The sequence below is a fragment of the Robertmurraya sp. DFI.2.37 genome (assembly GCF_029211245.1).
GTDB classification, from domain to species: domain Bacteria; phylum Bacillota; class Bacilli; order Bacillales; family Cytobacillaceae; genus Robertmurraya; species Robertmurraya methanolica_A.
Map to the genome: position 1 here is coordinate 16,709 of NZ_JARGEJ010000020.1, position 25,344 is coordinate 42,052.

Genomic DNA, 25,344 nt, shown 5'->3' on the forward strand with positions numbered 1-25,344 from the left:
GATCTGATAAGAGATAAGCTCAAAATCGTTTTATCAACCATCCTGCTTTACAAAGGCATATATTCATTAAACAGAAAGGAAGGTAGCAGAGTGAAGAAATTTATTTTCCCAATGCTTCTAAGTTCATTGATCATCTCAGGATGCTCATCAAATAATACACAAGAAGCTGAAGGTGGACACGAACATGCCGAGCCACAACAGCCGAAGCTGGAATATAAAATAGGAAGTAATGACTGGTCTGTCGTGACAGCATTGACTGATAGCCCGAAAGTTTTAGAAGCCTATCAGTTTGCAGTTGAACATCCAGAAGTACTTGATTACATGCCGTGCTATTGCGGCTGTTATGAGGAAGATGGACATACGAATAATACCCAATGTTTCGTTGATTCGGTTCATGAAGATGTAGCAGTGTTAGATACGATGGGCTTTGGTTGAGGGGTTTGCGTTGATATCGCCCGTGAGGCGAAGCAAGAGTTTGAAAAAGGAGTCGATCTTCAAACCATTCGTGAAAATATTGACAAAAAGTATGAAAGTTTAGATATCCCTTCTACTCCAACGCCAATGCCAGAAGGATAAGAGATAGCAGCGATTTTGCTGCTGTTTTTTTATGCAACGGTTTTTTAAAAGAGTACATCATTCAGCTATTCGCATATGATATTTTATCAAACCTAGGAAAGGTGGTTGAACATGTACTACACTCCTTATGTGTATCCATCGCAACATCTTTATTATAATAATACCCCATTGTACAACGTTCCAAGATATCCTGGATATTGGACAATGCCTAATGCCACAGAAGATACGCAGCGATTTTATCACCTGCAGCAACAAAACTGGAATAATAAATTAAAGCTAAAGGACTATGGCAAAGAACCATTTGTCGTGAATATTAATGAAGCCTCGAAACAAAATAAAACGTTTCGCACAGCACTATGGACAGGGAATCACTTGCAAGTCACATTGATGAGTATTGATGTTGGTGAAGACATTGGATTGGAAATTCACCCAAATGTAGATCAGTTTTTACGTATTGAACAGGGGCAGGGAATTGTTCAAATGGGAAAACGTAAAGAACACTTAAATTTTAAAAGAAAAGTGAAAGATGACTCTGCAATTATGATCCCAGCTGGAACATGGCATAATGTAACCAATACGGGCAATATTCCACTTAAGCTTTACTCCATTTATGCTCCTCCTAACCATCCATTTGGCACTGTTCATGCAACAAAAGCAGATGCGATGATGATGGAGGACTGAACATTTAACGGTGAGAATCAAATAAGTATTTATCCCCGCCATAAAGGACGGGGATTTTTTCATCTTTTTACTAAAAATATCGATTTATAGCCCTTTAGCAAAGAAGAATTATCAAAGTCATTGTAATAACTAAAATGACGTGTTTCTAATGTTAGACTAATGCTATAATTTTTAAAAAAATGAACCTGTCATGAAAGAGCACAGATGAACAGGAAGGTTTAGGGCATTGTTGTTAGACTGAGTATGAAGGGAGAGTTCATATGGAGGGACTTCAAAGAATGTTAGATAGTATCAAGTATATAGAGAGTCATTTAGAAGAGAGTCTTTCTATAGAAGATATCGCTGCAGTTGCTTGCATGTCAAAATTTCATTTTCAGCGGATGTTCAGTATGCTGACTGGTTTTTCCGTAAGTGAATACATTCGAAATCGGCGTATTACAGTAGCAACGCAGGAGTTAATTCATTCTAATTGTAAGGTGATTGACATTGCGATGAAGTATCGGTACGAGAGTCCGGAAGCATTTACGAAAGCATTTCGGAGAATTCATGGCATCAGTCCATCGGTTGCTAAGAAAAACAGTCAATTTTTGAAGGCCTATCCAAAGCTTTCCTTTCAAATTCAGCTAAAGGGTGATGTTGAGATGGATTATAAAATTGTTGAAAAGAATTGTTTCACTGTTGTGGGTAAGAGTATTCAAACAACTACGATCGGAGGTGAAAACCATCGGGAGATAGCGGCTTTTTGGGATGAGTCGAATCGAAACGGGTTTTCAAGAGAGCTTGCTAAAAATAGTGGTTCCCTTGGACTTATTGGAATTTGTATGGATTTTGATAAGCAACAAGAGAATCTCACCTATTTCATTGGTGCGGAAAAAAATATTGAAAGCCTCCCTGCTGGGTGGGAGGAACGGCGAATTCCATCCGCAACTTGGGCAGTCTTTCCAGTGCACGGTGCCATGCCTGATGCCATGCCAAAGGTGTGGGAAAGGATCTTCTCTGAGTGGTTCCCGGCAACTGGGTATGAACATGCTGGAGGGCCAGAAATGGAAGTTTATTTAAGTGATGCGGATCCATCTTCAGCAGATTACTATAGTGAGATATGGATACCGGTGAAAAAATAAAAGCTTGCCTAAGTGTGCTTTATAGTAATATAAAATAAAAAAAAGGTAGTCCGAAAATTTTCAATACAAAAAAAGAAGTGAAGAAATCAGGAGTCATTTTTCTTCATTTCTTTTTTTGTCAGCTTCCAAACTCTTACTCCCCGCTATCAAAATTCCCACTATTAACATTCCATTCCTTCGTCGTTTGTTCTGCTTTTATTAGGAGCAGAAATAAAGACATGAATGGGTGCATTGCGTTTATGATGACAAGTGAAATGGGAGAATGGTTTCCTTACATTACTTGTAAGTGTTTCTAGTCTTTTTCGTTGGTTATAATGTGTATAGCTCTATCGATCGATGAGAATTTTGGAAAATGAGCATCAAAAAGGAGAGTTATCGATGATTCGACAAGGGAAGTTGTTAGAGGTCCAAGACTTACAAAAACATTATGGAAAGAAAAACAATCTGACAAAAGCTTTAAACGGTGTTCGGTTCGATATACTCCCTGGGGAATTTTTAGGGATCATGGGGCCAAGTGGTTCAGGTAAAACAACGTTATTAAACTGTATTGCTACCATTATTAAACCAACCTCAGGACGTGTCCTTTTAAATGGCAAAAATATTAGTGCTTTTGATAGTAGGGATTTATCTGAATATCGTGGCAGTCGAATTGGTTATTTGTTTCAGGACTTTGAATTGTTGGATAATTTAACGGGGCAGGAAAACATATTATTACCTTTAGCCATTCATGGGATGGACTATACAAAAGCGCGGGGAAAATTAGAAGAACTAGCAGGTTATTTAGAGATAACAGAGATTCTAAACAAATTTCCAGCACAGATGTCTGGAGGGCAAAAGCAAAGGGTAGCTGCGGCACGCTGTTTAATCTCGGAGCCAGATATCGTACTTGCGGATGAGCCTACAGGCGCCTTGGACACACGATCAGCGAAAGCTTTGATGAATAAGCTGGAAGGCATTAATAAAGAGAGTGGAAGAACGATTTTAATGGTGAGCCACGACCCGAATGCAGCAAGCTTTTGCTCAAGAATTCTTTTTATTCAAGATGGTGTCATTTTTCATGAGCTGCGCCGCAAACAAGAAGAAAGACGTGAGAAATTTTATGAGAGAATTTTAAAGGTGTTAGCTCAGCTTGGGGGAGGAAGCGCAAATGTTCTCTAAGTTGATCTACCGTAATGCAAAACGAAGTCGCAGGGAAAATTTGATCTACTTTGCAACCCTTGTAGTTGCAGTAGCTTCGTTTTATATGATTCTTTCACTGGGGAAACAAGATGTGATCTTATTTTTAAGAGAGTTTGAAAGCGATGCGATAGATAAGCTGTTAACTGAGATGAATATCGTCTATGTATTTGCGTTATTTATCCTGTTTTTCTTAGTTTTATTTGCGAATCGCTACCAATTAAATCGAAGGAGTAAAGAGTTTGGGCTCTATCTCATGTTAGGAATGCGCAAGGACCGCCTTGTTCGCCAGCTTTTAACAGAGGGGTTTATCACTTCTATTTTCGCACTTGCTGGAGGGATTTTAATTGGAGGCATTTTAGCGGAAATGATCAGTCTGACTGTTTCTAAATTAGTCGGACAGGGCATTATCGGTCATCAAATCAGCTTATCGGTCAATGCAATTATTTTTACGATCATTGGTTTTTTAATGATTCAGTTTATAGCATTAGCCATTCTTGGGGGAAGACTATTTTATCAAGAGATCCATCAATTGCTTTATGAGCAAATGGATAAGACGACTGATATGGGCCATGTTAAAGGAAATCTCCTTCATATATTACTAGGCGCAGCGTTATTAGGTGTAGCTTATTGGATCGTTTTGTATCGCTTTTCTGATTTTGCCGGACTGCTTCTGTTTGTGGCGTTGGCTCTTGGAAGCATAGGAACAATCCTTTTTATGAGGGGATTAGGAAAGCTACTTGGCTTGTTGGCAAGCCTGTCCAAGCATAAATCGCTGCAAGGGTTGCACACTTTTACATTAAGGCAGTTTCAAGAGAACGTTGCGAATCGCTCTACTTCTGTCGCGGTCACATCGATTCTTATCACGTTATCAATCATTTTGATTGCCAACGGTGCTTCAACTATTTTGAGTTTGGACGGTTTATATAATAGGAATTCGTCGGTCTACGATTTTACTGTTAATGGAGACAGCCAGAAGGTTGAAGAGTTTTTGAGTACAGGAAAAATGGTATCCTATGTAGAGGACGCAAATCTTTTGGAAATGGGAAAAATGAAGGATGAGGGCGAGCGCATGGAAGATGGTATGCCCTTGTCAATGGTGGATTGGTCTAAATTAAAAGAACAGTTAACGATTGCTTTGCCAGCCCCATATAAAGAGCAGGTTTTATCCGGAGAAATGCAAAGTTACGATATTAGTTCGGAAAACCCTGAGGCTCTTAATCTGTTAGGAGTTCTGGAAATGGATACAATAACCCCTCACCTTATTCCCGAATCCTCCTATAATGGGCTTTTAAAAGCAATAGGGGAACAGCCATTGAACTTACATTCAGATGAAATTGCCTTATATTTTAATCCGGATTTTATGCCTATGGAAAATCTTGATCAGATGCCGGTACTTAATGGTATTCTTGAGAAGGCTGTAAAGGAAGGGCGAAGTTTGTTAAGCATTGATGATCAGGCCATCATCATTCGTCCATCTATTCCTATGAGAGGATTGGTAGCTGATCGTTCCGTAGAAATTTTTTCGGCTTTTGTTGTTCCCGATCCTATGTTCAAACAATTAGTCAATCCTGATACGTATGCGTCCTATTGGAACTTTCGTATCCCGCAAAAGATGCAGGCACAGCAGGGGTTGATGAAACCGATGATGGAAGCTAGAGACCTATTGAAATCTTCGGGCTTCGCCTTTGAAAGTTATTTGCAAAACTTTGGACGTAAATTGTTTTATATTGTTGCTGGAAGTTATACAGTCTTATATATGGGGTTCTTGTTTTTAATCATTGCATGTACGGTATTGGCTTTACAATTTTTGACTCAAATGAGGCAGACAGGCCGACGTTATGTAACACTCTCCATGTTGGGAGCCAAACGTCAGCAAATGAAAAAATCGATGCAGAAACAGGTGTTATGGACTTTTCTATTACCGATGTTTCTAGCTTGCGTGAGTGGAGCTGTTGGAATAAAGGCTATGATTTCATTTGTGGTTGTTCAATTTGAAGACGTTCCATCCCTATATCCGATTGCCTTTGCTTTTGCCTGTATGGTGATTTTCATTGTGGCAATTTACGGAGTAGCGGTAGCCCGTTCAGCAGAGCATGAGATCGACCAATTACGTTGGAAGCCTAATATGGATTAGAAATTTGTCCTATTTTTCATAAGAGGAGGTGCTAAAAGTGGCAAAAATTATCATTGTTGAAGATGATGTCTGGATGAGAGAGGAGTTAATGGATATATTGCGAAAAGCCGGATATGAAGTTTCGGCCATTACCAACTTCCATGATATTGCTCATCAAATCGCTACTTTAGCACCTGATTTAGTTTTATTAGATATCAATTTACCGGAACAATCGGGATTTGTCATATGCAAAAGTTTAAAATCAAAGGGGCTCGGTCCTATTTTAATACTTACATCTAGAGATAAGCTTCAGGATGAACTACATGGTCTTCATTTAGGTGCAGATGATTATCTCACAAAACCATGCAATCGCGATCGATTATTGGCGCGCATTCAGAATCTGTTAAGAAGGTTTGAAGGCCAGCCAGGTTTAATCGACGGGGGCAGTTTTTCACTCGACCCCAATACTTTTACCTTGTATAAGGGCACTCACTCATTAGTTTTATCCCCAAATGAGGGAAAAATTTTATTGGCGTTAGTTCAGAATCGACCTGATTTAGTATCTAAAAAGGCATTGAGTGAATTATTATGGGGGACTGACCAATTTATTGATGAAAATGCCCTTCAAGTCAACCTTACACGCCTGCGAAAAACGCTGCGTCAACTAAATCTGGAAGAGCAAATTGAAACTGTAAGGGGACAGGGTTATCGACTTAGGGGGTAGATGATACCGTGGGATGGATAAAGCAAATCTATGATTGTTTTCAAGCATATAAGATATGGTTTCTCATCATCATTGCCACAAATCTCTTATTTATTTTTTTCGCTTGGCTGGCTTATCCGGATACTTTTAAGGCATTAGTAGGATTAATGATTGTCTATACACTGATCATAATATGTTTACCTGTCTTTCTGATGATTAGAAAGCAAAAAATCAGCGAAGCTGCCTTTCAAGCTTTTTTGTTAGAACCAAATGAGACAAACGAAGAAATATTTTGTCAAACCATTCCTAACATACATCGATTGTTTACCCGGAGAATGGGAGACTTAATCAGAGAATATCAAGTGAAACTTAATGACCAAATGATGGAGTTGGCAGATTATGAAAACTACATAGAAGGCTGGGTTCATGAAATTAAAAAGCCTTTGTCCTTAATGACGTTGGTCATTGACAATCGTGGTGATGAAATGTCTCCCCTTGTAAGACAACGCATGCTTCACATTCGAGATCAAATGCTTGGAGATGTAGAGCGAATTTTGTATTTTGCAAGACTTGGAGCAGCTCATAAAGATTATATTTTCGAGCCAGTAAACGTACTCGCTTTTTGTAAACAGGTAGCAGAGAACCATCAAACTTTAATAGATGAATCTGGCTTTCGAGTACATTTTACCGGTGAAGAAGCAGAAATAATCTCCGACCGTAAAGGTCTGGCCTTTATATTAGAACAAATCATTGCCAATAGTACGAAATACGTTAATCAGCATCAGGCACAGCCAGCTCTGAGGTTTGAAACGGCTTATGATAAAGCGGGTAAGCAGATAATTCTCAATATTAGTGATAATGGACCAGGCGTATCCGCTGAAGATTTACCCTTTATATTTGATAAGGGCTTTACTGGAAGAAGTGGAGCTTATACAAGAGAAGCAACAGGAATGGGTCTGTTTTTAGTAAGCAAAATGGCCAATGATTTAGCCATTCAGTTCGATGCAAAATCCGATTTAGGCTCGGGATTGACCATATCACTGATATTTCCACATGTTGAATAAAAGAGCTTTATGTCGTCTTTGGAGGGGTCTTGTTTTAGACTAGGAGGTAGTGGAAAGGAAAAACAATTAAGAGGATATCAGTGAAAAACTAATATTTTTGGACAAGAAGAGGGTTAGGCAGATCCGTTGCTTGAACCCGCCAAATCATTTCTTGTTTAGAATATTTTTAAGCTAGTCTAATCGACCAAGCCTTGCTGAAAAGCGTAACTCGTCAACTGGACCCGATTGTCCAAATGCAGCTTACTTAAAATATTTTTTAAGTGACTTTTAACCGTATTTTCGGAAATGAAGAGTGCCTTGGAAATTTCCTTATTTGACAGCCCTTTGGCCACTAATTGAAGCAGTTCTAATTCCCTTGTGGACAGAGGGATATTTTCCTTTGATAGCGTCTTTTTTTGCGGGAATTCTTTTAAAATTTGGAAGGCGATTTCTTTGGACATCGGCACTTCATCTAAGGCGAAAGCTCTTAAATGCTCTACCCATTGATCAGACTGAATGTTTTTTAGTAAATATCCTTGCGCCCCTTTCTTTAAAGCATCGAATAGATCAGTAATATCATCAGAAACGGTGATCATGACAATTTTTACTGCAGGGAATTGAAGCTTAATTCTTTTCGTTGCTTCAAGCCCGTCCATTTCAGGCATCTGTATATCCATTAATATAATGTCAGGCAATAATTGTTCAGTAAGTTGAATGGCTTCTTTTCCGTTTTTCGCTTCTCCAATAATGAGAAAGTCCTCAAACTCCTCTAAAATTTCTCGAATCCCTTCTCTGGCATGTGCGTGGTCGTCGACGATAAGTATGCGAAACGGTTGCATTTACGTACACTCCTTTTTTAAGGTAACGATCGTTTCGTTTTCTATTCTTTCTATGGAAAACTTCCAGCCCATATCAAAGGCTCTGTTTTGGATAATTTGAAGTCCGTATCCTCGGTTATGCCCGATCATTTCATCCGTGAATCCGATTCCGCGATCTTTAATTTCGCAATGCCATCCATCGTCCGTTTCTTTGGCATCAATCCATATTTCATTGGTTCTCGCATGCTTTATGACGTTCATAACCGCTTCCTTAATACAGGCAAATAGCTCAATCTTTTCTTTTGAGGTTAATGTATGCTCCTGAATCTCCCACTGCAAATGGACATCGATTAAATGATGGTTTTTAATTTCCTCAACATACTGGTAGAATGCTTCCGTCCAATTTAATGGTTCTTTGTCAGGCAAATATTTCAAGTTTGTAATCGCTTGGCGGGTATCCTCGTGAATATGCTGCAAGGTTTGTTTAATCCTTTGAAAATCTGGGTCTTGTTCCAATTCATTCTTTCTGCCAAATTTATTCATTTTTACTGATAACAGAAATAAAGATTGGGCAATACCATCGTGGAGTTCCCGTGCTAATTTTTCTCTCTCGACGAGCGCCGCCTTCTTCGTCTTTTCCAATCTAAGCTCTACCTGCATTCTTTCTAAAATAGAGAAGAGATGACGTACAAATAAGAGTGTAACGATAAAGACTAAAAGAGGGGAGAGATAATTTCCCAACTCCATGGAGATATAGGAAAGGAGAAATTCGTGGCGTATATATTCCCATAAGGCAATTGTCACCGATGGTGTAATTAAAATCAGCCATTTAATATGTTTATATTTCAAGTTCTCACCTTTTTTCTAAGCTTTTTCTCATTCTTCCGGAGGAAATAGGGTTAAAGACTATCGTGTTAATTGCTCTGACTTGAGCAAGTGCTAGGTGAAAGCTGTGTATTTGAGTTAAAATATGGCGAAAATCAGGCTGCATCATAATCTTTAACAAAACCGATATAAAATTGTGTCTATATTTTAACACCTATTTACACTTTTTTAATGGTTATAATAAAAAAATCACTCTTTCGGGGTATTATTTAATATTACGATTGTATTTATAATATCATCTAGTGCCATACAAATAAAAAGATAGGCAAAATCAGCAAGGAGGAATTGTTTTGAAACGTTTTTTTATCGCGCTAATCGCGTTTTTATTCGTAACATCAATATCAAATAATGCTTTTGCACACTCGCATTTAGAAAGCTCTAATCCTGCGGACGGCGAGGTAGTAACCGAAGCCCTGAATGAAATTGTCCTTGATTTCGATGGCGGAATTGAGCAAGGAAGCTTTCTTGAAGTGACAACAACGGATGGACAAGCCGTTGAACTGCAGGATACATTGATCGATGAAGATAAATTGACTGCAGTGGCTGCTGAGACGCTTACAAACGGTGAATATCAGGTGACATGGAGCGTTATTAGCGCAGACGGTCACTCTTTAGATGGTGAATTTTCCTTTACAGTCGATGCTCCCGAAATGGTTGAGGAAGAAGTAACGGAAGAGGATAGTGGTACTGAAACATCTGAGCAATCTGTGGATAATGAAGAGTTGGATTCTACAGAGACAAGTGATGAGAAGGAGTCCTCCTCGTTGACAATTGTTTTCGTTGTTCTTGCGATCGTTTTGGTGGCAGGCGGATTAATCTATTTTACAAAAAGAAAGAAATAATAGATGGAAGTCATGACGATTATTAGTCAAGTACTATTGTATATATGCTTTTCGCTTTTAGCGGGAAGCTTTCTTCTATTGCTTGTCCCAAACAATTATCGACCTGATCTGAGAATCTCAAAGGGTTTTATGATCGCTAGTGTCATCACCGTCCCTATTGTTTCATTTATACCGATTCTAGATATTACGCGATTGCTTGCTCCAAGACTCGGTTTCGTTGATTCGTTGAAAATGGTGTTAACGACCTATACAGTAGGAACAGCTTGGAATTTTACCCTCCTTGCTTCCGTTCTTTTGCTTCTATTAATGATCGTGGCAAGACGTTCAGAGCAAGGAGTGTTTGCTTTTCTAGGAATTGGACTTACGCTAGGGCTTATTCTTACGGTTGCATGGTCCAGCCATGCAGGTGCAGTAGATCCGGTCAGAGGAATAATCAGTGACTTTATCCATCTGACAGCCTCTAGTATTTGGGTTGGAGTGATTCTTGTTGTAGGCTGGAATTCATTAAATCACCATAACTGGCTTAAGTTTTTACGCTGGTTTTCAATGGTGGCGATAAGTTGTCTCGTGATAACAGCTATTAGTGGGCTGATGTTGATGAATATTATGGTGGATGATTATCCGAACTCTTGGCGGGTCTCGTATGGTCAGGGGCTATTAATCAAGCATGTGTTTTTGCTGCCACTTATTTTTTATGCATTTGTGAATGGGGCACTAGTGAAAAGTTTAATATTAAGAAACTTTCATTTTAATCCTATCCCTTGGGTGCGCTTAGAAGGGCTTATATTGCTGGTTATTTTTGCGATAACAGCTGTGTTTTCACAAAAGTCACCGCCATATGGAAACTACATGTCGAATGAAGCAGTATCACCATTATTTCGCCTTTTTCACGATGAAATGATCGATGCATCAAGCACCATTGCTTTTGCGGGAAATCTAAATACTGTGTTCTTTCTCGTCTTATCAATCAGCTTGCTGGGATTAATGGGCTGGGCGTTTTTCAAAAAAGCACCGATGCTTATCTCTTTCCTTTTTAGCAGCTTATGTGTATTAAGCGTCTATATGATGTTGATGGTGTCCGTAGTCGTGCGTTAAATCCGTCATGCAATAAACAGTAGATTGCTCTACAGTTTTTTGTAATTAAAAATATAAAATGAAAGATATATATATAGTTGATGGAAAAATGATGACGAGAAATATGTTGCTCACAATGGACGAGTTAGTACCATCAAATCATTTGGTACGAAAGCTCGAAGTTGTTCTTGATTTCTCGTTCATTTATCCTTGGTTGATTATGTAGAAGAGGTTGAACACCTTTATCATACAAAAGAGGTAAAAGAAATATATGCACATCGTAAAGAGTCAGTTGAAAGAGTCTTTGCCGATGTAAAAGAAAAGCATGGTATGCGATGGACAACACTGAAAGGTCTAAAAAACAAGTCCTTGTAGGCGATGCTTCCTTTCAGTGCAATGAATTTAAAAAAATGGGCAAGTTAGATTTGACAACTTGCTTAAAAGAACGTAAAACTAGTTGATTGGAGCGGAAGCTGCTTGACTCTTGGGGGATTAGCGTTACAGCCGAGACCCCACAGGAGTGTCAGCGACGAGGAGGCTTGGCGAACGCCCCCTGGAAAGCAAGTGCCTAGAGTGGAAATCAACAATTGTATCGCAGTTCATTCAACTTTCGATGCCTTTTGTCGACAAACTGAGATGTGGTTGTCTGAAAAGCTCCTAAAATAAAGCAAGAGGCGAAAAACGGATCGTTTTTCGTCTCTTGCTTTTCTGTTCGATTGATTTCTATCTGAAAGTAGCTGGCGGATGCCTGCTACTTTCAATAGGTTATGGGCCAATGCCACAATTCCAAACTCGACGTGGACCTTATCGAGCCCCCGCAAGGAAAACCTACGGAACGACCGATTGCCCCTGATGTGACCGAACACGCTTTCTATTTCGATGTTTCGTCGAGCGTAGATTGCTTCCTGCCTTCTCTTTACACTCAAGGGCTGTTTTCGCTTTGGCTTTCATTTCTTCAAAAATCGGATTCCAGTGGACTTGTCGATTTCCCTTGGCTTTTGTACACTGGGTTTTCAAGGGACAACCTGTACAATCTTCACATTCATAGATTTTGAAATTTTGTTCATAACCGGAGCGATTCGTTTTGTGTTGGTATTTTTTAAAGAGAACCTTCCTTCCATTTGGGCAAATAACATAGTGGATAGTACCTCTATTCGGACAGTTACAGCGTTCACATTGCTCGTTCAGGTCGAATAGCCTCTCTATTGGGACAGTTACAGCGTTCACATTACTGGTTCGTGTCGAATAGCCTCTCTATTCGGACAGTTTCAATGCTCTCATTGCTGGTTCAGGTCGAATAGCCCCTCTATTCGGACAGTTTCAATGTTCTCATTGCTTGTTCGTGTCGAATAGCCTCTCTATTCGGACAGTTACAGCGTTCACAATGCTCGTTCAGGTCGAATAGCCTCTCTATTCGGACAGTTTCAATGTTCTCATCGCTGGTTCGTGTCGAATAGCCTCTCTATTGGGACAGTTTCAATGTTCTCATCGCCTGTTCGTGTCGAATAGCCTCTCTATTGGGACAGTTTCAATGTTCTCATCGCTTGTTGGTGTCGAATAGCCTCTTCTCTATTCGGACAGTTACAGCGTTCACATTGCTGGTTCAGGTCGAATAGCCTCTCTATTCGGACAGTTTCAATGTTCTCATCGCTGGTTCGTGTCGAATAGCCTCTCTATTCGGACAGTTACAGCGTTTACATTGCTGGTTCGTGTCGAATAGCCTCTCTATTCGGACAGTTACAGCGTTTACATTGCTGGTTCAGGTCGAATAGCCTCTCTATTCGGACAGTTACAGCGTTCACATTACTGGTTGGTGTCGAATAGCCTCTCTATTCGGACAGTTACAGCGTTCACATTGCTCGTTCAGGTCGAATAGCCCCTTTATTCGGACAGTTTCAATGTTCTCATCGCTTGTTGGTGTCGAATGGCCTCTCTATTCGGACAGTTTCAATGTTCTCATCGCTGGTTGGTGTCGAATAGCCTCTCTATTCGGACAGTTTCAATGTTCTCATTGCTGGTTCAGGTCGAATAGCCCTATTATTCGGATATTCTCGTCTTTTTTCTTTGTCATAAGAAATTATTTCGAAGGATATTACGTTATATAAATATATTGGTGAATCCATTCCATCATTGTGCACTTCAATTAAAAAACGAACGTCATTCGATTTTTACAGCATTTTAATTGGTGAAAGTTCGGATATAGATTTTTAATAAGCGGTTGTACATGGTGAAATCGATTCCGGTAAATGAATATCATAAAATCCATGGGGGTTTAACATATGGCAGCAATTTTAAGAGCAGTTGAGATAACCAAGGATTATGGAAGTAATCGGCAGAAAAAAGTTTTAGAAAAAACCAATTTTATGGTCGAAAAAGGAACGATTCATGTTATTGAAGGAAAGAGTGGTTCCGGGAAATCGACTTTTCTAAGCATTATGGGTGGCATGGAGTTTCCTACAAGCGGAAAAGTATATTATCAACATGAATCGCTTTATGAATTGTCTGATGCGAAGCAATCACTCATTAGAGGTGAAAAATTTGGCTTTGTTTTTCAGTCCTTTCAATTAATACCCGAGCTTACAGTTTATGAAAATATAGAACTTCCATTAAAATTTCAAAAAAAGAAAGAATTTGATTTGAAAGCAAGGATTAAAGAACTTGCCAATGAGTTAGGTATTGTCCATCACTTAGATAAGCGGCCAAGCTTTTTATCCGGAGGGGAACAACAAAGAGCTGCTATTGCGAGGGCATTGATCACCGAGCCGGATATTCTTTTTGCTGATGAGCCAACTGGGAACCTCGATCAAATAACAACTAAGAGTATTGTCAATTTGTTAATCAGATTAAACAAGGACAAAAATTTGTCTTTAGTGGTTGTTACGCATGAAACGAACTTATTTCCAACACCGCATTATTTGTACTCCATGAAAGATGGAGTTTTAAAGGGGATAAAATCGAATGTTTAAGCTGGGATGTAAGTTTTTATTTTCGAGAAAAAGCTGGCTTGTTTTGCTTGTATTCACTTTGACATTGGTCATTTCCTCTATCCTCTCGATATTTTCAGCTTCGGAAACGATTAGAGCGGGTCTGTTAACCAACGCTTATTCGCAATATGGGGAACATAGTGGGATTTTGCTTGATGTAGTGACTAAAAAAAGTGATCTCGAAAAAGGCATAGAGAAGGTAGGCGCTTATCAATTAATTGATTTCTATCATTTTGGAAATAAAGATAAGAAAGCTGTTATCGGCCGGCTGGATGAAGATGCATTAGAGCTGAGCCATATAAAAATTAAGGAAGGCAGGTTTCCGGAAGAAAAAAATGAAGTAGCGATAGAATCTGCTTATTTAAATTTAATTGATAAAGATTGGAAAATTGGCGAAACAAAAACTCTGCAGGGTGAGAATCAGCGATGGCAATTCAAATTAGTCGGGATTCTAGATAATTATTCTTCTCGATGGTACGCCCCGATTGATTTAGAACAAGGAGTCTATGCCTTTCCAAATATTTTTATGGGTACGTATGCTGAGCCTCAGCTTAAGAGTAATTACTTGGTCAAGCTTGAGGGTGATAAAAATACGGCAATGGAAAAAATGGATGATTTGTTAAATGAATATAAGGGATTTGAAAATTTTAAGTTATTTGATGAGGGATTAAAGCATTATGACGCCGTTCGGAACTTATCCATCATTTTTCAAAGCATCCTTATTTTCATTTCAACGGTTGCTTTAACAAGCATATTTACATACTTTAATAGAAAACAAATGCAAAAAATAGGCATTTTGAAGGCAATCGGTGTCAAAGATATAAGCTTGTATAAAATCTATTGTTATCAAGCTTTTATTCTTTTCTTGACAAGCCTTGTTTTGGCAATACCACTTCAGTATGTCTTTAAAACTAACATGATCAGAATGAGTTTTATCGAAAGCCTAGAATCTTCATATCCTCATCATACATATGTGATCATGATCGGCTATTTTGTTTTGTTATTTTTATGGATCTTAATTATTTCTCTTAGGTCTGTATTTTTTTCTAAACATCTTTCAATCAGGAGTATAATGGCGGGAAAGAGAAATATTTCTTCTCTTCACCACTTTATCGAAAAGAAAATAAAGCCTTTTGCATTAAAACAATTATTAAGACAATTATTTTTATTCCCTAAGGAATTTACTTTTACTGTTTCTATTATTTGTTTATCCATTCTCGTGTTCGTATTTTCTATTGTTTTGCAAAAAGAATCAGAGGGAATTTGGGATGTGGATGAATACTACTACTTAAATTCACAAGAAATCTATCGATTTGATATGGTAGATCATTTACCTGTCTTATTTGATCAACGTTTAACTTTTTCTGAAGAGAACGTGATGAAATTGACCCGTCTTCCCGGAGTTAAACATGTGGAAAAAAATCCTTTTCTGGAGGATGTTGTTCCGCTAATTGGGGCAGATAAAAAAACAATCGCGATCGATCAGTGGATCAATCAAAACGGAGGAGCGTTAAGATACAAAAATAAATGGATCATTCCGAATGTAAAATATGAAGTTGTTGATGAAAAAGAATTCAAACAAGTCTATCCAGAGGGAGATTACGAAGACTTTAAAGGGAAAATCCTGTTGTTCGTCCCAAGCGAAAATGGCACAAAAGACTCAAATTTACATAAGCTGATTGGCGAAGAGCTTAGCTTTGTTAAATTAGTAAAGGAAGAGGAAAATATACGCAAAATTGAACAGCAATTTGAAGTATATGATGCAAGAAACGAAGCGCTTGTTAAGCATTTGGATGGGATGAAGGACATCAGGTATGATAAATTTACGATTGTGATTGCTAAGAGTACACTGGAAGATTTAAACCTTTTTGTCGGTTATCATGAGTTAGACATTTTTTTAGAGCAAGATATAAAAGAGGAAGAGTTCAAGGAAATTGATGATAATGTTAATCAATTAATGGCAACAGTGCCAGGAAGCTTGCTCCAAAATATACCGGAATTTATCCAAAAAGAAACGAGCATTACTTCACTTTTACGCTTTCTTGGGATTTTTTCTTTTGTAGTTGCTTCACTTTTGACGCTTACGAGTATCATTATTATTGTATTTAGTAAGTACCAGCTTCAAAGAAAAGACTGGGGTATTTACTTGTCGATGGGGATGTCAAAAAGAAAAGTTTACCATTTTTTAACAGCCGAAATGGTGATATATTATATTCTGGCCACTATCATAGGCTTTATTGTGTTTATAACAGTTCTACTCTCAATCAATTTATTTTTCCCCATTTCATTTTACTTATATTACTTTTTCTTATCCATTCTTTTTTTGTTTATATTATTCATGATCGGCAGCAGACTTCTTTATCAAATGATTGCGAAACAATCGATTTTATCTTTGTTAAGAGAAGTGGAATAAGTACTAATTTGGAGAAGGTGTGAATTTTCTGGATTGTAACGGAAATATAAGTTTATGATTATGATGGATAACTTCTCTTTTTTCGATATATGCAAAAGGGCAAAGGACCGAAGGTGAAATTCGGTCTCTTGCCCTTTATTTTTGTTAAGCAATCCATCATTATCTAATCTTTTGCAAGATTTTGACCCGATATTTTTTAAAGAGGAAAAAAACAATTAAATAGATAATGATTGAGGAAATTAAAATATTGACGACTGCTCCAATTAGAAATGAATAGCCACGGGTTTGGGCGCTCGTAACCCCCTCTAACGTGTGCTGAAGGGCGTTTAAATAATCAACCTCTTCAAGCTCGTCTACCTTTGGTTGTCGATTGAGGATTAGGCTGCCGACTTTATAATTAAATAGAAAAAGCAACGGCCAAATTGGAGTACCGATTACGCCACCGACGAGAGCGGCAACCTCATTCGATCTTGTCAATTTTGCGAGGCTTACCGAAAGAACCGGACAAATTCCAAAAGTAGGAATCCAACTTGGCAAAAAGCCCATGGAAAGACCAACAGCGACTTGATGTGGGCTCCCTTTCAATCGAAATAAGCGGATAAAATAATATTTTATTCTACGTGTCATCTTCATCTCTTTTTATCCCTTCGGTGTAAATCTCATAGGTTCCTAATAAAAGCAACCATTTATAAGAGGATCATATCTATAACTTTACATCTAACCTTAAATTCTTACTACTACAATTTTTTAGCAATGAGGCTCCGCTATATGCCGGTCCAGATCTGAGGATATTTCATGAAAAACCTTGGGTTTCACACTTATCAACATGTGATTTAACAAAGCTTTCCTTTAAAAAAGGGTTGCGGAAATTTTTCAGTGTATATATAATGTATATATAGTATATATACATTATATAATTTATAAGGTTAACCAATTAGTAAACAGTGACTACTATGCCCTGTACTGAATCATCCAAAGGTCAATATTAAAAAACAAAAAAGAGGGATTGGCATGAAAATAATTATCTCCAATAGTTCCAAGGAGCCAATTTATGAGCAAATCATGAATCAAATTAAATCGTCTATTTTAGCAGGCGAAATACAAGAAGGAACAGCAATCCCCTCCATGCGAAAGCTTGCGCAGGATTTACATATTAGTGTTATCACAACAAAGAGGGCCTATGAGGAACTGGAGAAAGAGGGTTTTATTTATTCGATTGTTGGAAAAGGTTCATTTGTGGCCGAACAAAATTTAGAGGTCATCAGGGAGAAGAAACTAAAAGCGATTGAAGAACAATTGAGCACTGTCATTACAAATGGCAGGGAAATTGGCTTATCTCTGGAAGAACTACAACAATTATTGAAGATATTATATGAGGAGTGAAATGATGGAGAACGTGGTTGAACTAAAAAATGTAACGAAAAAATTTAAAGGTTTTTCCGTTGAAAATATAAATTTGGATGTGAAGCAAGGCTTTGTAACAGGTTTTATCGGAGCAAATGGAGCAGGGAAATCGACAACGATAAAAATGATTATGAATTTGTTAAAGCCGGATGCTGGTGAAGTTAAACTCTTTGGAATGGACTATAGGACGCATGAGAAGGAAATTAAAGAGCGGATTGGATTCGTTTATGATGGCAATGTATTTTTTGAAGGGTTGAACTTAAAAGATATTAAACGAATTGTGGGACCAGCTTATAAACGTTGGGATAATCAAGTATTTGACCATTATATTGACCAGTTCGAGTTACCGTTAAACAAAGCAATTAAAACATTTTCTAAAGGAATGCAAATGAAGGCATCTTTAGCACTTGCGCTCTCACATCATGCAGAACTAATCATTATGGATGAGCCAACGGCAGGCTTAGATCCGATTTTTAGACGGGAACTACTCGCCCTTTTGCAGGAATTAATGGTTGATGAGAACCGTACCATTTTCTTTTCCACCCATATAACAACTGATTTGGATCGAATTGCTGATTATATTACATTCATACAAGGCGGGAAAATCATCTTCAATCGCTCTGTTCACGATGTAGCTGAAAACTATGCTCTTGTTAAAGGCGGGATCGATCTATTGGATAGAGATACGGAGAAGCCTTTTATCCAAGTTCACCGTGCACCAACAGGGTTTGAAGCATTAACGGATAATGTAAGGGCAGTAAAAGAAACATTCGGAGATACGGTAGTCATTGAACAGGCTTCTTTGGAAGATATTATGTATTACATGAAAGGTGGTGTTCGTCATGTTTAATCTCATTAGACGTGATCTCATCCTGCAGAAAAAACAACTTTTATTTTTTATTCCGATTATTCTATTTTTTATCTATATGGATAAACATCCCGCTTTGACTTTTCTTGTTGCCAGTATTTTTATTCCCTTTAACGCATATGCTTATGACGAAAAATCAGAGACGAATATATTATTAAATTCCTTGCCTTATACACGTAAAGAAATTATTGTATCGCGCTATCTTGGTGCCGTTTTTTATATGGTCATAGCCTGTGGGCTGACAAGTTTAGCATTATTTCTATTTGGCAGGACGTTTACGATGACAGATATGGCAATTGGAGGAGGCTTATTTTTAACATTTGCTGCTTTTACTTTTCCGCTATTCTATATCCTTAAACCAGGTTACATCTCAACAGTAGTCATTATTAGCTTTCTCTTGTTAGCTGCTGCAGGGCCACCTGTCGTGATATTTTTTGCCGAACGATTAACTGCGATTACCAATTTCATTATGAATTTATCTGACCTTGTTTTATATACTGGAACGGCCCTAGTGGTTATCGTAATTTATGGTCTTTCTTGGGCGATGAGCATGGTTATTTATCAAAGAAAAGTATTTTAAATCGCCGCTTAATTTTGAGTGAACTCCCCATTTTTGATGTAAAGTATCTCCTTTAAATGTTGCTTAAGGGAGATACTGACCTCGTTATTCCCTGCTTTTCTCTTGTAAACTAATAACCTTTCCCTATCCTAATGACTGTCAGGATGATAAGATAAATGAAATTGCTTTTCTTAGAGACGAAATGGTAATTATGGGTAAGGGAATTTGCAGGGCTGCAAAACCTGTCTAGAAACGGTTAGCGCTCGATAGGAAACAGGCAACTTTTCGAAAATAATTCTATTTACAAATTTCCGAACCATTATTGATCCTTTCATACAGAATGAGCATGTTATGGGAGCGGGGCAAGGATGTCTTTAACGTTCAAGCTGGATGTTGAAATGGTATAAAAGATCGGGAAAAAAGAGTGGGTGTTCACGTGTCAAAAAGTTTGGCGGAAGATTATATGGAACCAGAAATACAGAAAAAGCTGTATAAACGGACATTGGTTATTGTGGTTATTTCACAAATATTTGGTGGGGCAGGATTAGCGGCAGGTATAACAGTCGGAGCGCTTCTTGCACAGCAGATGCTTGGAACAGATGCGATGGCAGGACTTCCTGTTGCTTTGTTTACACTAGGATCAGCAGGATCTGCGCTATTAGTTGGCAGGCTTTCTCAACGTTTTGGACGTCGCCTAGGTCTTGCAGCAGGCTTTATAATAGGTGGCTTGGGAGCATCTGGAGTGGTAGTTGCTGCTTTGCTTAATAATATCCTCCTTTTATTTGTCTCATTGTTTATTTATGGTGCAGGCACTTCGACGAATTTGCAAGCACGTTACGCAGGCACCGATTTAGCGCAGCAAAAGCAGCGGGCGACAGCAGTCAGTATTGCGATGGTGTCCACAACATTTGGAGCTGTCGCAGGACCGAATTTAGTCAATGTAATGGGAGAGTTTGCTGTACTCATCGGGCTCCCTTCGCTTGCGGGCCCTTTCATTTTATCTGCCGCCGCATTTATCCTAGCTGGACTTGTCATTTTCATCTTTCTTCGTCCAGATCCGTTAGTGGTTGCCAGAGCGCTTGAAGCGTTAGCTCAGGAGCGTACGGTTAAGGGCCCTTTAGGTGCTGTACATGAAGAGGAAAATAAGAAGGGGGTTATTGTTGGTACGACAATGATGGTGCTAACGCAAATTGTCATGGTCGCCATTATGACGATGACTCCAGTTCATATGGGTCATCATGGTCATGATTTGGGAGCCGTAGGACTTGTGATCGGCTTTCATATTGGTGCGATGTATCTCCCTTCTTTAGTGACAGGCGTCCTTGTTGATAGGTTTGGTCGTACTGTGATGGCGATCGCATCGACAGCTATTTTGCTTTTGTCAGGCATTGTTGCTGCGATTGCACCAGGTGATTCAATGATTTTTCTCATCGTTGCCCTGTCCTTGCTTGGTTTAGGCTGGAACTTTGGGTTAATTACAGGAACGGCCCTTATTGTAGATTCAACCAACACGGCTACACGGGCGAAAACCCAAGGAAAAGTCGATGTATTAATTGCTTTGGCAGGGGCTTCAGGCGGGGCTTTTTCGGGACTGGTCGTTGCTGGTTCAAATTATGAAACATTGTCATTAGCTGGTGGGATTTTATCTTTAATCCTCATTCCTGTTGTAATCTGGTCGCGACAAAAGAAAGAACAAAAGGCTTAGAATGAAGTCAAAGAAATACACACACGCCGTAAAGCGTCGATGGAATGAGTCTTTGCGAGAGGTCTAATCGGCCAGTACGTGGAAAGCGAGAAAGACTTCAGTCCGTATAAGTGGTCCATTTGACCAGAACAATTGAGGTCTGCGAGAGTTCAATCCGATTAATAGGGCCAATATAAAATAAACTGCCGGAGCTAACGTCACTTGCTTTCTACCCAGACAGAACAGAGGACAGTAGCTCTGGGAGTTCTGTAAAAAAAGATCCTGCTGAGGACTTTTTCAATGGCCTCATTTACGGGATAGGTGAGTGATTCTCTGAGGAAGCTCATCGCCCGCTGCTAGAGCGGAACTCAACGGATGTTAAACGCCAGTCCTATCCAAAAGACATCGAGAGGTAATACTCTTAATGCCTTTCTCAACAAATTGGCGCGTGGTGTGGAGTCACTTAATTTTTTTCTATCACATGGATCATGATTTTGGTGACGAATTCCTCTTTTTCGTTCTTTACGACTGTATCATAAATATATTCTTCAAGTGCGTAGTCCCCTAATGTTAGGTTTAGCCGTTCCATTTCAGAAAAAAGGCGTTTGTATGTTTTATCGATCGTTTTTTCATCACCGATGTGATAGCCGATGAGATAATTTCCTGGAGCTTTTTCAAAATAGGAGTACCCCTTCTTTGGTTTAGGTTGTTCCATGTATAAATAGCTATAATTGGAGAACTCCCCTTTTACTAATTGTTCACGCTTCGTTAAGACCCCGATAGGATGTCCTGTATCGAGATGAGACAAATATAATTCATCGACAAAGTCTGAAATTGCTTCAACAAAGCCTTCATCCGCAGTATTTTTAATCTTTCGACTTAAATACAGGGTGGTTCTAGGTAATTCCTCCAAAATGATTCGATTGAAATCAAGCTTTGCCGCTTCTTGCATGAGTCTGATTTTGGCGTCTATCATCGTTTCTTTCATCTCAATTTCTTGCCGCTTTTTCACGATTTCATCCTTTTTCTGATACATCATCGCTAAAAATGTTTCCGGTGATTTGTTTTGCATATAATGTTGAATATCACTTAAGGACATATCAAGATCCTTTAATAATTCGACAACAAAGAAGAGTTCTATTTGATGAATGGAATAAAAACGGTACCCTTTTTCATTTTTGAATTCGGGAGAAAACAGTCCAATTTGGTCGTAATAAAAGAGGGTTTGTTTATTGATTTTGCAAAGTTTCGCAAACTCTCCTGTCGTTAAATATTTGCCGCTCTTTTTACTCATTTATAATTTCCCTCCTTGACTATATAGTTACTATATACATTAAGATGATAAGAGTAAATATGGAAATTCGTTTATTAAGGAGCTTATACAGGATGAGAAGTTATAAAGTCACGTTAGGATTACTATTAATGAATTTGTTTATTGCCTTTTTAGGGATTGGCCTTGTCATTCCAGTTTTGCCTACCTTGATGAATGAATTAGGGATTACAGGTACAATCGTGGGCTATTTAACGGCAGCATTTGCGATAGCTCAATTAATTGTTTCTCCATTCGCAGGGAAAGCAGCTGATAGATTCGGTCGAAAAATAATGATTGTCATAGGTTTATTTATTTTTGGTATTTCCGAGTTGTTATTCGGACTTGGGAAAGAAATTGAAGTGCTGTTTATTTCTCGAATTTTAGGAGGGGTTAGTGCGGCCTTTATTATGCCGGCAGTAACCGCCTTTATTGCAGATATTACGAATATGGATACGCGGCCAAAAGCTCTTGGCTACATGTCGGCTGCCATCAGCACAGGATTTATCATCGGTCCTGGAATTGGTGGATTTTTAGCTGAATTTGGTACGCGCGTGCCGTTCTTTTTTGCAGGTGGCTTAGGTACAACTGCGGCCGTTTTATCGATTATTTTATTATCGGAACCAACTCGCTCAGAAGAGCATACTGAACAAGCTGCTGAGGGTCAATTTGGCTTGCGACGGATTTTGGCACCAAAATATCTTTTGGCGTTTATTCTCATTTTTATTGCATCCTTTGGCTTAGCTGCGTTTGAATCTTTTTTTAGTTTATTTGTCGATCATAAGTTTCAATTCAAACCAGCCGATATCGCGATTGTAATTACAGGTGGCGCGATTTTTGGTGCTATTTCACAGGTGTTATTATTTGATAGGCTAACACGGATTTGGGGTGAAATTAAGCTGATTCGCTATAGCTTAATTTTATCTGCCATCCTAGTATATCTTATGACAGTTGTCCATTCTTATTTTTCAATTTTGCTCGTTACATTTATTGTGTTTGTCGGCTTCGATTTATTTCGTCCGGCTGTTACTTCCTATCTTTCAAATATCGCTGGGAATGAACAGGGTTTTGTTGGGGGAATGAACTCGATGTTTACTAGTTTAGCGAACATCAGCGGTCCAATCATTGGCGGAATGTTGTTCGATATCGATATTAATTACCCTTATTACTTTGCCACAGTCATTCTTGTAATTGGAATTGTGATAACATGGTTCTGGAAGAACCAACCTGTGGAAAGAGGCCAAGGGGTCAAGGTAAGTAAAGTGAGCGGTTAATATCTTTAGTTTAAACGACTAAGTAGCGTTGATCCTAGGGGGGATTAACGCTTTTTTTATGGGCGTATGAGCTACATAAGAGTTTTCTTTAGTGTGCACATATTATTTTCAAACATTTCATTACGATCTCTATTTCATGTATAGCTTCAATTTGGAAAAGAGAGGTTTGAGCGCTTTTAGCGTGCCTGTGATATTGTGTAGGTTATTTTGCCGTTTAGGAATATTAGGGTGTTTTTGTATTTTATCTTGCCTAGAAACGCTGCTTTCTCTGCTGTTTCACCTTGTCCGGTGTTTATTATCTATTTATAAGGCAACGAAATTTTCTCTAAAGAAAATGCGTTAAATCAGAGGATTACCGAAATATTTATTGAATATGTTCTTAAGACAATAGCTTTGTTATTTATTGATGGTGATTTTCGGCCCATTTCCCCTCTGATTCCATGAAGCGAAAAAAGCTAAACGCGACTTCTTCAACCGTTTCATGGTATCAAAAGATTTTCCAAATATATATCAAGCTTTTACGTGAAATGAACCGAAAATGGTTTTATCAATACTGTTGTTTGTTAAAACTTAGAAATATAGAAAGTGAAGGTGGATCTAGATGGATACAAAGTGGCTTGAATGGGCGAAGCAGCTTCAAGCGATTGCACAAGCGGGATTGACGTACTCAAAAGATATTTATGATCTAGAGCGATTTGAAATGATCCGCAATATAAGCATTGAAATGATGTCACAGCAAACGGAACTGGACGAAAGTGTCATAAGAAATCTTTTTGTTAATGAAACAGGGTATGCAACACCGAAGGTAGATATAAGAGCGGTTGTCTTTAAAGACAACAAAATTTTGTTAGTAAAGGAAAAAAGTGATGGCGCTTGGGCCATGCCAGGTGGTTGGGGAGATATAGGACTAACTCCAAGTGAAGTAGCTGTCAAGGAGGTCAAAGAGGAAGCGGGTTTTGATGTCAAAGCAATCAAACTTTTAGGGGTACAAGATAAAAAATGCCATCCACACCCTCCGTCGCCTTATTATGTGTACAAACTATTTATTCAATGTGAAATCATTGGTGGAGAAGCAACGAAAGGTATGGAAACAAGTGAAGTTGACTTCTTCCCCGAAGACGATCTACCATTGTTGTCGCTAGGGAGAAACACTGAAACTCAATTGAAATGGGCTTTCAAGCATCTTCGAAATTCGGCTGAACCAGCTTATTTTGATTAATGGTGAGACAACTTTTTGTAAAACCAAACGTTTTCGATGTAAAAATAATGAACAGAGCGGATGAATGGAAGGGAGAGAACTTCTCTCTTTATGATTTTTACGTTTAAAGGATTGGCACGCAAAGTTCACAATATCCACGAGCAAGCATTTCTACAGAATATCTTTCAACAATCGGTTTGTTGTCGATTTGATGTCCGCTTTTTTGCAAGAGAGGAAATATTTCTGACCATGCTTGCTGGAGGGCCTCTTCTGTATGTTCTACTAAATAAATAGCGTATTTTCCCCCAGAAAATGTTTGCTCAGCTATTGAATCATCCAGTTGATATGCTTCTGTTATGACAATGCCAACATCATATCTGCATTTTTCAGGTTGTGTTACTTGTGGATTATCCTGTGGGATGCCGAAAAGGATTGCAGCTGACATAAGGTTGTTCGCTGATGCCCACCTTTTTAATCTGGTCATTATTTCGTTATTGCGGGGACCATAGGGACCAACTCTGCGCATGTAGGCAAGTCGATAATTTGGAAGAATTTCCACGTTCATATGCAAAATTTTTCCTCCTTGTTCGTTAATGATGTTCCATTTTGAATGTAG

General features: G+C 38.6%; 22 protein-coding genes and 2 pseudogenes. 18 read left to right on the plus strand and 6 right to left on the minus strand.

Features of this window, described 5'->3' with window-relative positions; all coding sequences use genetic code 11:
• Nucleotides 1-90: 90 nt before the first annotated feature.
• The 7 genes from PZE06_RS12490 (at nt 91) to PZE06_RS29865 (ending at nt 7,437) form a co-directional block, all read left to right on the plus strand.
• The gene (locus tag PZE06_RS12490) at nt 91-576 is read left to right on the plus strand and encodes a PCYCGC motif-containing (lipo)protein (RefSeq protein ID WP_369011851.1); all 486 of its coding nucleotides are present in this window, start codon (nt 91-93) and stop codon (nt 574-576) included.
• A 111-nt stretch (nt 577-687) separates the two neighbouring features.
• Entirely contained in the window at nt 688-1,257 is a 570-nt protein-coding gene (locus tag PZE06_RS12495; RefSeq protein ID WP_095314587.1) for a cupin domain-containing protein, read from the plus strand.
• 260 nt (nt 1,258-1,517) lie between these two features.
• Complete coding sequence (locus tag PZE06_RS12500; protein ID WP_095314586.1) at nt 1,518-2,378, plus strand: AraC family transcriptional regulator; 861 nt, start codon at nt 1,518-1,520, stop codon at nt 2,376-2,378.
• A 378-nt stretch (nt 2,379-2,756) separates the two neighbouring features.
• Nucleotides 2,757-3,536 (plus strand): ABC transporter ATP-binding protein, encoded by a 780-nt coding sequence (locus PZE06_RS12505; RefSeq protein ID WP_150915922.1) that lies wholly within the window; start codon nt 2,757-2,759, stop codon nt 3,534-3,536.
• Nucleotides 3,526-5,691: an ABC transporter permease gene (locus PZE06_RS12510; RefSeq protein WP_150915923.1), complete on the plus strand. Its 2,166-nt coding sequence runs from the start codon at nt 3,526-3,528 to the stop codon at nt 5,689-5,691. Before PZE06_RS12505 ends, PZE06_RS12510 begins: the two co-directional genes overlap by 11 nt.
• A 37-nt stretch (nt 5,692-5,728) precedes the next feature.
• On the plus strand, nt 5,729-6,394 hold the full coding sequence (locus PZE06_RS29860; RefSeq protein ID WP_150915924.1) for a response regulator transcription factor: 666 nt from the start codon (nt 5,729-5,731) through the stop codon (nt 6,392-6,394).
• An 8-nt stretch (nt 6,395-6,402) separates the two neighbouring features.
• The gene (locus PZE06_RS29865) at nt 6,403-7,437 is read left to right on the plus strand and encodes a sensor histidine kinase (RefSeq protein WP_150915925.1); all 1,035 of its coding nucleotides are present in this window, start codon (nt 6,403-6,405) and stop codon (nt 7,435-7,437) included.
• 176 nt (nt 7,438-7,613) lie between these two features.
• Here PZE06_RS29865 and PZE06_RS12525 read toward each other — a convergent pair whose 3' ends face one another.
• Both PZE06_RS12525 and PZE06_RS12530 read right to left on the minus strand, forming a co-directional pair.
• On the minus strand, nt 7,614-8,255 hold the full coding sequence (locus PZE06_RS12525) for a response regulator (protein ID WP_150915926.1): 642 nt from the start codon (nt 8,253-8,255) through the stop codon (nt 7,614-7,616).
• The gene (locus PZE06_RS12530; RefSeq protein ID WP_150915927.1) at nt 8,256-9,083 is read right to left on the minus strand and encodes a sensor histidine kinase; all 828 of its coding nucleotides are present in this window, start codon (nt 9,081-9,083) and stop codon (nt 8,256-8,258) included.
• 326 nt (nt 9,084-9,409) lie between these two features.
• Between PZE06_RS12530 and PZE06_RS12535 the strand changes: the two genes are divergently transcribed.
• From PZE06_RS12535 to PZE06_RS12545, 3 genes and pseudogenes are all read left to right on the plus strand, one after another.
• On the plus strand, nt 9,410-9,961 hold the full coding sequence (locus PZE06_RS12535; protein WP_191963710.1) for a copper resistance CopC family protein: 552 nt from the start codon (nt 9,410-9,412) through the stop codon (nt 9,959-9,961).
• Nucleotides 9,962-9,973: 12 nt separating this feature from the next.
• The gene (locus tag PZE06_RS12540; RefSeq protein ID WP_191963711.1) at nt 9,974-11,056 is read left to right on the plus strand and encodes a copper resistance D family protein; all 1,083 of its coding nucleotides are present in this window, start codon (nt 9,974-9,976) and stop codon (nt 11,054-11,056) included.
• A gap of 198 nt (nt 11,057-11,254) precedes the next feature.
• A pseudogene (locus PZE06_RS12545) lies at nt 11,255-11,407 on the plus strand (transposase); the annotation flags it as partial.
• A gap of 227 nt (nt 11,408-11,634) precedes the next feature.
• Here PZE06_RS12545 and PZE06_RS30105 read toward each other — a convergent pair.
• Nucleotides 11,635-12,262: pseudogene (locus tag PZE06_RS30105) on the minus strand (transposase).
• A gap of 1,052 nt (nt 12,263-13,314) precedes the next feature.
• On the opposite strand from PZE06_RS30105, the gene PZE06_RS12560 reads away from it, so the two are divergent.
• Nucleotides 13,315-14,001, plus strand: a complete 687-nt coding sequence (locus PZE06_RS12560; protein WP_150915932.1) for an ABC transporter ATP-binding protein — start codon at nt 13,315-13,317, stop codon at nt 13,999-14,001.
• Nucleotides 13,994-16,432: an FtsX-like permease family protein gene (locus tag PZE06_RS12565; protein WP_150915933.1), complete on the plus strand. Its 2,439-nt coding sequence runs from the start codon at nt 13,994-13,996 to the stop codon at nt 16,430-16,432. Before PZE06_RS12560 ends, PZE06_RS12565 begins: the two co-directional genes overlap by 8 nt.
• Before the next feature lie 159 nt (nt 16,433-16,591).
• Here the strand turns inward: PZE06_RS12565 and PZE06_RS12570 are convergent, their stop codons facing one another.
• Nucleotides 16,592-17,065: a DUF2062 domain-containing protein gene (locus PZE06_RS12570; protein ID WP_150915934.1), complete on the minus strand. Its 474-nt coding sequence runs from the start codon at nt 17,063-17,065 to the stop codon at nt 16,592-16,594.
• Between the two features lie 378 nt (nt 17,066-17,443).
• Here PZE06_RS12570 and PZE06_RS12575 point away from each other — a divergent pair, with 378 nt between their 5' ends.
• The 4 genes from PZE06_RS12575 to PZE06_RS12590 all read left to right on the plus strand — a co-directional run bounded on the left by PZE06_RS12575 (nt 17,444) and on the right by PZE06_RS12590 (nt 20,968).
• Nucleotides 17,444-17,815 (plus strand): GntR family transcriptional regulator, encoded by a 372-nt coding sequence (locus PZE06_RS12575; protein ID WP_150915935.1) that lies wholly within the window; start codon nt 17,444-17,446, stop codon nt 17,813-17,815.
• A gap of 4 nt (nt 17,816-17,819) precedes the next feature.
• Nucleotides 17,820-18,686 (plus strand): ABC transporter ATP-binding protein, encoded by an 867-nt coding sequence (locus tag PZE06_RS12580; RefSeq protein WP_150915981.1) that lies wholly within the window; start codon nt 17,820-17,822, stop codon nt 18,684-18,686.
• Nucleotides 18,679-19,284 carry an ABC-2 transporter permease gene (locus tag PZE06_RS12585; RefSeq protein WP_150915936.1) on the plus strand — a complete coding sequence of 202 codons (606 nt, stop codon included), beginning with the start codon at nt 18,679-18,681 and terminating at the stop codon, nt 19,282-19,284. Before PZE06_RS12580 ends, PZE06_RS12585 begins: the two co-directional genes overlap by 8 nt.
• Nucleotides 19,285-19,726: 442 nt before the next feature.
• Nucleotides 19,727-20,968 (plus strand): MFS transporter, encoded by a 1,242-nt coding sequence (locus PZE06_RS12590; protein WP_150915983.1) that lies wholly within the window; start codon nt 19,727-19,729, stop codon nt 20,966-20,968.
• A gap of 442 nt (nt 20,969-21,410) precedes the next feature.
• Here PZE06_RS12590 and PZE06_RS12595 read toward each other — a convergent pair whose 3' ends face one another.
• Nucleotides 21,411-22,241, minus strand: coding sequence for a MerR family transcriptional regulator (locus tag PZE06_RS12595; RefSeq protein WP_150915937.1), 831 nt, complete (start codon nt 22,239-22,241; stop codon nt 21,411-21,413).
• Nucleotides 22,242-22,333: 92 nt separating this feature from the next.
• Here PZE06_RS12595 and norA point away from each other — a divergent pair, with 92 nt between their 5' ends.
• The gene (norA, locus tag PZE06_RS12600; RefSeq protein ID WP_150915938.1) at nt 22,334-23,530 is read left to right on the plus strand and encodes a multidrug efflux MFS transporter NorA; all 1,197 of its coding nucleotides are present in this window, start codon (nt 22,334-22,336) and stop codon (nt 23,528-23,530) included.
• Between the two features lie 601 nt (nt 23,531-24,131).
• Nucleotides 24,132-24,749: an NUDIX hydrolase gene (locus tag PZE06_RS12605; RefSeq protein ID WP_150915939.1), complete on the plus strand. Its 618-nt coding sequence runs from the start codon at nt 24,132-24,134 to the stop codon at nt 24,747-24,749.
• A 103-nt stretch (nt 24,750-24,852) separates the two neighbouring features.
• Here the strand turns inward: PZE06_RS12605 and PZE06_RS12610 are convergent, their stop codons facing one another.
• Nucleotides 24,853-25,299, minus strand: coding sequence for an AraC family transcriptional regulator (locus PZE06_RS12610; protein WP_150915941.1), 447 nt, complete (start codon nt 25,297-25,299; stop codon nt 24,853-24,855).
• Nucleotides 25,300-25,344 lie beyond the last annotated feature (45 nt).

Excerpts from the sequence above, each read along its gene's own strand:
- PZE06_RS12565 (WP_150915933.1), top strand. The coding sequence starts at position 13,994 with ATGTTTAAGCTGGGATGTAAGTTTTTATTTTCGAGAAAAAGCTGGCTT.
- PZE06_RS12495 (WP_095314587.1), top strand. The coding sequence starts at position 688 with ATGTACTACACTCCTTATGTGTATCCATCGCAACATCTTTATTATAAT.
- PZE06_RS12590 (WP_150915983.1), top strand. The coding sequence starts at position 19,727 with ATGGAACCAGAAATACAGAAAAAGCTGTATAAACGGACATTGGTTATT.
- PZE06_RS12540 (WP_191963711.1), top strand. The coding sequence starts at position 9,974 with ATGACGATTATTAGTCAAGTACTATTGTATATATGCTTTTCGCTTTTA.
- PZE06_RS12500 (WP_095314586.1), top strand. The coding sequence starts at position 1,518 with ATGGAGGGACTTCAAAGAATGTTAGATAGTATCAAGTATATAGAGAGT.
- PZE06_RS12585 (WP_150915936.1), top strand. The coding sequence starts at position 18,679 with ATGTTTAATCTCATTAGACGTGATCTCATCCTGCAGAAAAAACAACTT.
- norA (WP_150915938.1), top strand. The coding sequence starts at position 22,334 with ATGAGAAGTTATAAAGTCACGTTAGGATTACTATTAATGAATTTGTTT.
- PZE06_RS12560 (WP_150915932.1), top strand. The coding sequence starts at position 13,315 with ATGGCAGCAATTTTAAGAGCAGTTGAGATAACCAAGGATTATGGAAGT.
- PZE06_RS12595 (WP_150915937.1), bottom strand. The coding sequence starts at position 22,241 with ATGAGTAAAAAGAGCGGCAAATATTTAACGACAGGAGAGTTTGCGAAA.
- PZE06_RS12525 (WP_150915926.1), bottom strand. The coding sequence starts at position 8,255 with ATGCAACCGTTTCGCATACTTATCGTCGACGACCACGCACATGCCAGA.
- PZE06_RS12505 (WP_150915922.1), top strand. The coding sequence starts at position 2,757 with ATGATTCGACAAGGGAAGTTGTTAGAGGTCCAAGACTTACAAAAACAT.
- PZE06_RS12575 (WP_150915935.1), top strand. The coding sequence starts at position 17,444 with ATGAAAATAATTATCTCCAATAGTTCCAAGGAGCCAATTTATGAGCAA.
- PZE06_RS12510 (WP_150915923.1), top strand. The coding sequence starts at position 3,526 with ATGTTCTCTAAGTTGATCTACCGTAATGCAAAACGAAGTCGCAGGGAA.
- PZE06_RS12580 (WP_150915981.1), top strand. The coding sequence starts at position 17,820 with ATGGAGAACGTGGTTGAACTAAAAAATGTAACGAAAAAATTTAAAGGT.
- PZE06_RS12570 (WP_150915934.1), bottom strand. The coding sequence starts at position 17,065 with ATGAAGATGACACGTAGAATAAAATATTATTTTATCCGCTTATTTCGA.
- PZE06_RS12605 (WP_150915939.1), top strand. The coding sequence starts at position 24,132 with ATGGATACAAAGTGGCTTGAATGGGCGAAGCAGCTTCAAGCGATTGCA.